General features: G+C 68.3%; 1 protein-coding gene. It reads right to left on the reverse strand.

All coding sequences use genetic code 11. The features are described 5' to 3' along the window. The coding region (locus F1735_RS34670; protein ID WP_308628321.1) for a flagellin hook IN motif-containing protein at window positions 1-306 on the reverse strand (306 nt) is incomplete at both ends.

The following is a 306-nucleotide window of genomic DNA, read 5'->3' on the forward strand; positions in this document are numbered from 1 at the left end:
CAGCGTGGCGGGGACGCCGGTCTGGGACGAGACAGCGTTAAAGGCGCTGACCGCCGATGCCAGGCCGGAAGCGTTCAGTGCGGCGCCGACGGTGAAGGTGACGTTGGCGGCGGTGCTGTTGTCGGAAGTGACAGCGAGCGAATACACGCCGGCGGCGGTCAGGGTCAGCGCTTCCTCGGTCTTGGCCTGGGCCGTCACACCGGTGTTGGCGGTGGCGCCGTTGATGGTCGATGCCAGCGACTGGGCGGTATCGGTGGCGGTGACGGCGATGTTCGAGGTGGCCAGGCCTTGCAGGGCGAAACTGCC

The organism is Massilia genomosp. 1 (assembly GCF_011682185.1).
Lineage (GTDB): Bacteria > Pseudomonadota > Gammaproteobacteria > Burkholderiales > Burkholderiaceae_D > Telluria_A > Telluria_A rubra.